Source organism: Desertibacillus haloalkaliphilus, assembly GCF_019039105.1.
GTDB classification, from domain to species: Bacteria; Bacillota; Bacilli; order Bacillales; family KJ1-10-99; genus Desertibacillus; species Desertibacillus haloalkaliphilus.
Window position 1 is genome coordinate 449,958 of sequence record NZ_JAHPIV010000001.1, and the last position, 7,781, is coordinate 457,738.

At 42.1% G+C, this 7,781-nt stretch carries 11 protein-coding genes and 1 pseudogene; 4 read left to right on the forward strand and 8 right to left on the reverse strand.

The annotated features are described in order from the left end of the window. Window positions 1-19: 19 nt before the first annotated feature. Window positions 20-208, reverse strand: coding sequence for an aspartyl-phosphate phosphatase Spo0E family protein (locus tag KH400_RS02135; protein ID WP_246589126.1), 189 nt, complete (start codon window positions 206-208; stop codon window positions 20-22). Window positions 209-698: 490 nt separating this feature from the next. Here KH400_RS02135 and mqnE point away from each other — a divergent pair, with 490 nt between their 5' ends. Then, entirely contained in the window at window positions 699-1,793 is a 1,095-nt protein-coding gene (gene mqnE / locus KH400_RS02140; protein ID WP_217221521.1) for an aminofutalosine synthase MqnE, read from the forward strand. A gap of 229 nt (window positions 1,794-2,022) precedes the next feature. Here the strand turns inward: mqnE and KH400_RS02145 are convergent, their stop codons facing one another. The 6 genes from KH400_RS02145 to KH400_RS02170 form a co-directional block, all read right to left on the reverse strand. After that, window positions 2,023-2,592, reverse strand: coding sequence for a manganese catalase family protein (locus KH400_RS02145; protein ID WP_217221522.1), 570 nt, complete (start codon window positions 2,590-2,592; stop codon window positions 2,023-2,025). Window positions 2,593-2,616: 24 nt separating this feature from the next. Continuing rightward, the gene (locus KH400_RS02150; RefSeq protein WP_217221523.1) at window positions 2,617-2,883 is read right to left on the reverse strand and encodes a spore coat protein CotJB; all 267 of its coding nucleotides are present in this window, start codon (window positions 2,881-2,883) and stop codon (window positions 2,617-2,619) included. Between the two features lie 2 nt (window positions 2,884-2,885). Beyond that, a complete protein-coding gene (locus KH400_RS02155) occupies window positions 2,886-3,116 on the reverse strand; it encodes a spore coat associated protein CotJA (protein WP_217221524.1) in 231 nt (76 codons plus the stop codon). Window positions 3,117-3,337: 221 nt separating this feature from the next. Further along, window positions 3,338-4,192, reverse strand: a complete 855-nt coding sequence (gene dapF / locus KH400_RS02160) for a diaminopimelate epimerase (RefSeq protein WP_246589127.1) — start codon at window positions 4,190-4,192, stop codon at window positions 3,338-3,340. A 9-nt stretch (window positions 4,193-4,201) separates the two neighbouring features. Beyond that, on the reverse strand, window positions 4,202-4,435 hold the full coding sequence (locus tag KH400_RS02165) for a hypothetical protein (protein WP_246589128.1): 234 nt from the start codon (window positions 4,433-4,435) through the stop codon (window positions 4,202-4,204). A gap of 274 nt (window positions 4,436-4,709) precedes the next feature. Beyond that, entirely contained in the window at window positions 4,710-4,946 is a 237-nt protein-coding gene (locus KH400_RS02170; RefSeq protein ID WP_217221525.1) for a YuzB family protein, read from the reverse strand. A gap of 193 nt (window positions 4,947-5,139) precedes the next feature. Here KH400_RS02170 and KH400_RS26360 point away from each other — a divergent pair. Then, window positions 5,140-5,301 (forward strand): annotated as a pseudogene (locus KH400_RS26360) (TetR/AcrR family transcriptional regulator); the annotation flags it as partial. A gap of 411 nt (window positions 5,302-5,712) precedes the next feature. Then, window positions 5,713-6,783: an NAD(P)/FAD-dependent oxidoreductase gene (locus KH400_RS02175; RefSeq protein WP_312889004.1), complete on the forward strand. Its 1,071-nt coding sequence runs from the start codon at window positions 5,713-5,715 to the stop codon at window positions 6,781-6,783. A 58-nt stretch (window positions 6,784-6,841) separates the two neighbouring features. Here KH400_RS02175 and KH400_RS02180 read toward each other — a convergent pair whose 3' ends face one another. Continuing rightward, on the reverse strand, window positions 6,842-7,147 hold the full coding sequence (locus tag KH400_RS02180) for a YuzD family protein (protein WP_217221527.1): 306 nt from the start codon (window positions 7,145-7,147) through the stop codon (window positions 6,842-6,844). A 265-nt stretch (window positions 7,148-7,412) separates the two neighbouring features. Here KH400_RS02180 and KH400_RS02185 point away from each other — a divergent pair, with 265 nt between their 5' ends. Continuing rightward, window positions 7,413-7,652: a NifU family protein gene (locus KH400_RS02185; RefSeq protein ID WP_217221528.1), complete on the forward strand. Its 240-nt coding sequence runs from the start codon at window positions 7,413-7,415 to the stop codon at window positions 7,650-7,652. The last annotated feature ends 129 nt before the right edge of the window (window positions 7,653-7,781 follow it).

The window sequence follows — 7,781 nt, forward strand, 5'->3', positions numbered from 1 at the left end:
GCTACATGTTTATGCACACTTAGTACGCGGAGTACATTTCGCTTTCTTTTACATAACTATTTTTTAATAAGACGTTATGTTTCTCATCAATTTGTTGACTATATTTTAAAACAAGCGGGTGATTCATACCATGGATTAAAGCAGCAGTAACCATTTTTTTCCTCAACATTTCCAGTTGTGTGCGATCATCATAGTCCGTTTTTACCATATTCATCACCCCTTGAATTCTTATTATTTAAGGTAGTTATCGGACAACCTTACCTTATTTATATTTTACCTAAAGCGACTATTATTGACAAACATTTATTTCCACTTATTTTGACTTCTTTTCGGGAATTGTGTTTCATATTGTCGGAGAACATTTCTCTAAATGTCTATTTGCTCGTTTTTAGATTTCTTTTATTCTAATTTTTATCATATCACGTGCTTATCGTGCACTATGTAAAAAATGTCACAACTTTTAAATTTTAACTAAAACAAATGTAAAACGTACCTTAACCGCCTCCAACGATGTATTGCCCGCTATTTGCCAGAAGAACAAACGAGTTTCCACTTTCTTTCTGATTAGAGTTTCTGATAGTATAATAGAAGAATATTTTTTCATTTAACGTTCATTCCAATGATTACCAAAACAGGAAATACCCTGTAGAACGTGATATACTATACAAAAAATTATGGTTTTAGAACGGAGGACGAATATGACTACGCTATTGTCTGATACAAAAATGCAGGCCATCGCGGAAAAAATCCAACATGGCGAACGACTATCAATTGAAGATGGTCTTTACCTTTATGAATCACCTGATTTGCTTACGATTGGTCAGCTAGCGAATCAAGTGAATGAAAAGAAAAACGGTAAAAACGTCTATTTCATCGAAAATATGTACATCAACCCGACAAACGTCTGTGAAGCAAGCTGTGGTTTCTGTGGATTTAAGCGCAAACCTGGTGAAGAAGGCGCTTATACGATGGATGAAGAAGCTTTACTTAAATATGTTGCTGATCGTTGGAATGACAACATTCGTGAATTCCACATTGTCGGCGGTCATAATAACGAAGTGCCATTCGAATATTATGTGAATACCGTACGTACACTTAAGAAACATTATCCCCAATGTTCAGTCAAAGCATACACGGGAGCGGAAATTGAATTCTTCGCACGTCTAGCTGGCATTTCGATGAAAGAAGTGTTAGAAACGTTAATCGATGCAGGTCTTGACTCACTCACAGGTGGCGGTGCTGAAATTTTATCAGAACGTTATCGTGCGAAAATGAGTCCAGATAAGGCTTCAACGGATTTATGGCTAGAAGCACATGAGACGGCTCATAACCTTGGCCTACGCACTCATGCAACGATGCTTTACGGCAGCATTGAAACACTAGAAGAGCGCCTCATTCATATGGATCGCCTTCGCCAGCTGCAAGACCGTACGAACGGATACATGGTCTTTATTCCACTTGCGATGCAACCAAAGAGCGTCAATTCAGGACTACAACGCCGTACATCAGCACATGATGACATGCGCACACTTGCGATTAGTCGCTTAATGCTTGATAACTTTGATCATATTAAAGCGTACTGGATTAACATCGGTCCACAACTAACTCAAATGGCATTATCATTCGGTTCAGATGATATCCATGGAACGTTGATTGAAGAACGTATCTCTCACTCTGTGGGTGCGTTAACATCACAAGGAATCACAAGAGCTGAACTTATGCACTTAATCAAAGGTGCAAACAAACAGCCAGTCGAACGTGATACGTTTTATAATATTATTAAAGAATATTAATCCATTAAAAAAAGGGGCATGCTCGGCAAAGGGCGCTGAAAAAGTGTGAAATTCACTTTTTCAGCGCCCTTTATGTAATGTGCGAAGCCGTTGCATCTTTTAAAAAAAGCTTGCTACGAGTGGGTTTCTCGTAGCAAGCGAGCAACGTGCGGAGCCATTACTCTTCCTGAATTGGCCTGCCTGCTACTTCTTCAGCAGTCTCGTTCGGCATGCTCCCTTTTTTTATGTGTTAAAAGAATTTCTTTTGATCGCGTTCTTCTTTTAAAATTTCAACCGCTTCACGGAATCGTTGTGAGTGGACCACTTCACGCTCTCGCAAAAACTTCAAGCCATCATTTAAATCAGGGTCATCCGACATATCGATAATCCATTGATAGGTTGCACGCGCTTTTTCTTCGGCGGCAATATCTTCATACAGATCTGCAATCGGATCCCCTTTTGCTTGAATGTAAGCTGCCGTCCATGGCACACCTGAGGCATTCGCATAAAAGAGTGCCCGGTCATGCTCGGCATAATGATCTCCAAGCCCTGCTTCCTTCATCTGCTCAGGTGTTGCATCCTTTGTTAACTTATAGATCATCGTTGCAATCATCTCAAGATGGGCAAACTCTTCCGTTCCAATATCCGTGAGTAGCCCAACGACTTTATCAGGTATCGTATAGCGCTGATTTAAATAACGGAGGGCGGCTGCTAGCTCTCCATCAGCCCCACCATATTGCTCGACTAAAAATTTTGCTAACATCGGATTACATGTGCTTACTCTCACCGGGTACTGAAGTTTTTTCTCGTACGTCCACATCCACGAATCTCCCCCTTTTAGATTCTATATCTGCCACGGCCACGGTGCGTCGTTCCAGTCCCACGGATAACCGCTATAACTTTTTCCATACTGTTGCAGTGGTCCATAGATCTGTTCAACCTTATTTCTTAACGTCCGGCTTTGATAGGATAATTGGTTGAATTGGTTGATCGCTTCCGCATCGGTTGGGTGCGTATCAAGATAGAGAGTCAAGTCAACAAGAGCAAAGTCAACGGCCTGTAACTCCTCTAACAGTTGGTAAAATTCTTGTGGGAGCTGTTTTTGCGCCATTGTTATCCCTCCCTTTTTTCCTTATGTTGAATACCTTCATAAGGGTCATATAACGCTGGCCATAATGTTCCGGCATATAACGCTTCACGAAGCTGATATTGCTGCAATCCTTCAGGCTGAAATCCCATATAAAGGTGTGGAGGTGTTGAGTAGGCTTTCACCTTGATTGGCGGGCACGGGTCAAAGGGGCTTATATACGGATGGTAATATTTCCATCGGCTAAAATGTTGCATGATGCTCCTCCTTCGCTGTTGTATCTTGCTGCCATTTAGACTATATGCAGGGGACAGAATGAGTAGAACAGTAGAGTGTGGGCGGTTCCCCTGAGGGCTACGGATAAGCGCGGATCTTATACCTCGTTCGGGGTGTAACGGTTTCTCGGTCCCGGCGTTGCGGTCCCTCCTTCCGCTCTTTCCCATAAAAAAGAGGCACAATCATCTGTACCTCCAATACACTATAACGGGAATGTCCCTTTAAAAATCGTTTCCGCTGGTCCTGTCATAAGGACTTTCCCTTCGCTTGTCCATGTAATGTTTAAATCGCCACCAAGCAAATGAACAATGACCTCTTGATCACGCGCAACTTTTTCATTTAATGCCGCTGCGACAACGGCTGCACATGCCCCGGTACCACACGCTTGAGTAATCCCAGAACCTCGTTCCCACACGCGGAAGTGCAGTTCTTTTTCGCTGACGACTTCAACAAATTCAACATTGACCCATTCAGGGAAAAGCTCATGTTTTTCTAGACGCGGTCCTACGCTTGTAACAGGCGCCTCGTCAATGGTATCGACAAAAAAGATCACATGCGGATTCCCCATCGACACCGCCGTCATTGCTAACGTCTCCCCGTCTAATTCAAGCGGTTCAGCAATCACTTCTGCTTCAGGATCGCCAAGCATCGGTAAGTCCTTGCGCTTTAAGCGTGGCTCTCCCATATCAACAGTGACAAGGTCAACATTTTTTCCATCCTCTGTGTGGACAGTCGCCTCAACAAGCCCAGCTAATGTTTCTATTTTAAAGGTACGCTCATTTACATAACCATGCTCATACGCGAATTTTGCGACACAGCGTAGACCGTTCCCACAATTTTTTGCCTCAGAGCCATCGTTATTGAAGATTCGCATTTTCACCGGAGCCATTTCTGACGGACATACTAGAATCAAACCGTCCGAGCCAATACCAGTATGAACATCTGCTACCTTTACGGCTATGTCTGCTAAGCGCTCCTCCGGCAACGATTCTTTAAAAAGATCGACATAGATGTAATTATTTCCTAACCCATGCATTTTTGTAAAAGCAAATTCCATCGTTATCCCTCATTTCCGTAAGCTTTCATTCGTCCAAAAATAGTCATCATCCGCCTCTAAAATTGTCATCCTGCCGTTGCAGCATGGCATAATCAAAAGCGTCTTTATCCCTTCCTTCGCCCGCTCTAGCATCTCTTGTTTCATATTCGTGAGCACATTTTCACTACCGCAATACGGGCATTCCTGAATATAAATATCATCGTACATCCGCTCATAAGGCCAAGCATTTTCAAATGGAATCAACCGAACGCACCCCTTTTTGTATTTTGTAATGAGTATAACGAACGCCACCGGAAATGTCATCATTAACAAAGAGAATGTTCAGCACAACCGATCAATAATATCGACGGATGGCAACCATTCTCCCTCCTCGAATCAACTTCTTCTCCTCAGGGAAACTAACCCTTAAGCTTAATCCTAAGGCGGTGCGAGTAAGCCTAATTCACCGATGGTTCTCCTCCGCTGGCGCACTCCGCCCCTTTACAATTTAAAAAAACACCTAGCACAACTAGGTGTTTTAAAACATCGGGTTCTCTTCTAAATATTGATAGATATTCTTAACAAGTTCATCGCTTGTCTCACCTGAAACAAACTCACCATTGACCAAGGCAAAGTGCGTACGCGCACAGTGTCCACAACTACCTAAACAACCGTATTCTATCACATCAAGATTCGGGTCACGCTCTAGCTCTTCTAACGCTTTTTGAGACCCGCTTGCTAGATTACTTAAACAAAATTCAATAATTGGTTTCATTTCAAGTTCACCTCTTAACCACTCTGCCCCTATCCTATCATAAGTATAAACATTTGTCGAAGTGGGGGTGCCAGGCACCTGTTAAGCGGTGCCTGGCACCCTATAAAACAATTTCCATAAAATTGTTGTTAAATTGACACAAACTCGTTATAATCATAAATGACCAGGGTCACTTTTTTTAGGGGAGTCAATTATGGGGCGAAAAACCAAAAAGCAACAAACGAAAGAAAAAATTATAAATGCAGCGATTACACTCTTCCGTGAACAGGGATTCGATACGACTACCGTCAAGCAAATTACCGAAGAAGCAAAGGTTGCAAAGGGAACTTTTTTTAATTATTTTCCGACAAAAGAGTCGGTCATGCAATCGCTTGCAGAGGAACGATTCGAACTCGTCACGGATTATATGCAGCAACAGCATATTAAAAAACTACCGCTCCACTTACAAATTAAAGCATACCTAACCTACATCCTAGAAGATTACGACATCAACCCATTACTCACGAGAAAGGTATGGACACATGTCGTCCAAGCCGAAGAATCATTGATTCAAGACTGGTCAATGCTACTAACGAGAGGAATCAATCGAGGAGAAATTGACCCAAGTATAAACATAGAGCGATGGGCAGAAATCTTAAACAGCCACTTTTATTATGCGTTAACGATGTACACCAACGAACAATCACAAGACGTCTTCCTTACAAAAGTGATGGCCTTAATTGAAACAAGCATGAACGGAATAAAAGGAAAAAGGGGAAATCAGGAAATGCAAAAAATAGTACTACTAGGCGGTGGCTATGGCAACATGCGCATTTTGCAGCGCCTACTTACCAATGACTTGCCGAGCGACGTTCAACTCACACTCATCGACAGATTACCTTATCATTGCTTAAAAACGGAATATTATGCATTGGCGGCTGGAACAGAATCAGATCATCATTTACGTGTCTCCTTTCCAAACGATCCGCGATTAGAAATCAAGTACGGTAACATTTCTTCGGTCGACCTAGATGGAAAAACAGTCCACATTGATGGACAGGATGAGGCAATTAACTACGACACACTGATTATTGGTCTAGGCTGTGAAGATAAATACCATAATGTTCCTGGCGCTCGTGAGGAGACATTAAGCATTCAAAGCATGGAAGATACACGAAAAACAGGCGAAACTCTAAACAATGTCCGCCCACAAGGTGTCGTATCGATTGTTGGCGGTGGGCTCAGCGGTGTCGAGCTTGCGAGTGAATTACGCGAAAGTCGTCCTGATTTAACAATTAAGTTATTTGATCGTGGTGACATCATTTTATCGATGTTCCCTTATCGTTTAAGCAACTACGTTCAAAACTGGTTCATCAATCACGGTGTTGAAGTCATCAACAAATCAAACATTACAAAAGTTGAAAAACATGCGCTTTATAACCATGATGAGCGCATTGAAAGTGATGCCATCATTTGGACGGCAGGGATTCAACCCAACCGTGTTGTCCGTGAAATGGATGTTGAAAAAGACCAGCAAGGCCGGGTAAAACTGACCCCTCACCATCACCTACCGAATGATGAAAATGTCTTTGTGGTCGGTGACTGTGCGAGCCTTCCTCATGCACCAAGTGCACAACTTGCAGAAGGACAAGGCGAGCAAATTGTCACTGTCTTGAAAAAACGTTGGAAAAATGAACCATTACCTGAAACATTCCCGACAATCAAATTAAAAGGTGTACTTGGTTCATTAGGTAAAAAACACGGCTTCGGTCTTATGGGTGAACGCACCCTGCTCGGTCGAGTGCCACGTGTAATGAAAAGTGGCGTCCTCTGGATGTATAAATATCATTCAGGTTGATCTAAAATAAAATTAAGGTGCAGTTGGTCCCCTTCTAGGGCCCCTGCACCTCATTTCATTACAGATAGCTTTCGATTTTTTCATAAATCGTTTTCAAACGAGGATTCCCCTCAGCGACAATGTCGTCATTAAACACCACGACTGGATAGATGAGATCCTCTGCGATGATCCGCTTTGTCATCTGTTCTTCGGCTTGATTTTGCGGCTGATAGAGGTCGACATAGTGGAACACAACCTCAGCATCAGGGTATTTTCTTTGAATCGCCGCCTCGAGCCACTCCTTCGTTTCCCAAGACGAAGGTAAGTGAACACAGCTTGCACACTTCTCCTCTGCTCCATAAACCGTAAATTCTAAATGAGTCATCAAATATTCTCCCCACTTCCTCAAACGATCCTTATTATTTTTCTAATCTTCAGACAGGACTGTGTACATGAATGTATTTCAGTACCATGGCCACCAACGTACAATTATGACCATTTTCTTTATCATACCTTCAGGTTGCGCTCACAGCAATCATTTGAGCAACTTTTTAACGTTTTTTGTTTAGAAATATGAAAAAACAGGTGCGTAATCATAGATTTTTTTGTTTTTGGATATTATAATTGAAGTAAAGAAAGGAGTGTTATCTATGTCAACAAGTACTGAAATGACAGAACAAGTACAAGAAGTATTAGAGAAATTACGTCCATTCTTACTACGTGATGGTGGGGACGTTGAGCTAGTAGATATCGAAGACGGCATCGTTAAAGTCCGTTTAATGGGAGCTTGCGGTTCTTGCCCAAGTTCAACAATTACACTAAAAGCAGGTATCGAGCGTGCATTGCTTGAAGAAGTACCTGGCGTTAAAGAGCTTGAACAAGTATTTTAATTAAGAAAATCCCTATGGTGCTTAGCATCATAGGGATTTTTTTGGTTCTAAGTCAAATGTTGGGGTAGGCTATGTGCCTACTCCCTACCCTATATGACTTTGAATTCCTTTCCATTGATGATGGAGTAA

Bases quoted from the DNA above. Each gene is read 5' to 3' on its own strand.
- KH400_RS02170 (WP_217221525.1), bottom strand. From the start codon at position 4,946: ATGAAACCAATTATTGAATTTTGTTTAAGTAATCTAGCAAGCGGGTCT.
- KH400_RS02135 (WP_246589126.1), bottom strand. From the start codon at position 208: ATGGTAAAAACGGACTATGATGATCGCACACAACTGGAAATGTTGAGG.
- KH400_RS02185 (WP_217221528.1), top strand. From the start codon at position 7,413: ATGTCAACAAGTACTGAAATGACAGAACAAGTACAAGAAGTATTAGAG.
- KH400_RS02155 (WP_217221524.1), bottom strand. From the start codon at position 3,116: ATGCAACATTTTAGCCGATGGAAATATTACCATCCGTATATAAGCCCC.
- KH400_RS02180 (WP_217221527.1), bottom strand. From the start codon at position 7,147: ATGACTCATTTAGAATTTACGGTTTATGGAGCAGAGGAGAAGTGTGCA.
- KH400_RS02150 (WP_217221523.1), bottom strand. From the start codon at position 2,883: ATGGCGCAAAAACAGCTCCCACAAGAATTTTACCAACTGTTAGAGGAG.
- dapF (WP_246589127.1), bottom strand. From the start codon at position 4,192: ATGGAATTTGCTTTTACAAAAATGCATGGGTTAGGAAATAATTACATC.
- KH400_RS02175 (WP_312889004.1), top strand. From the start codon at position 5,713: ATGCAAAAAATAGTACTACTAGGCGGTGGCTATGGCAACATGCGCATT.
- mqnE (WP_217221521.1), top strand. From the start codon at position 699: ATGACTACGCTATTGTCTGATACAAAAATGCAGGCCATCGCGGAAAAA.
- KH400_RS02145 (WP_217221522.1), bottom strand. From the start codon at position 2,592: ATGTGGACGTACGAGAAAAAACTTCAGTACCCGGTGAGAGTAAGCACA.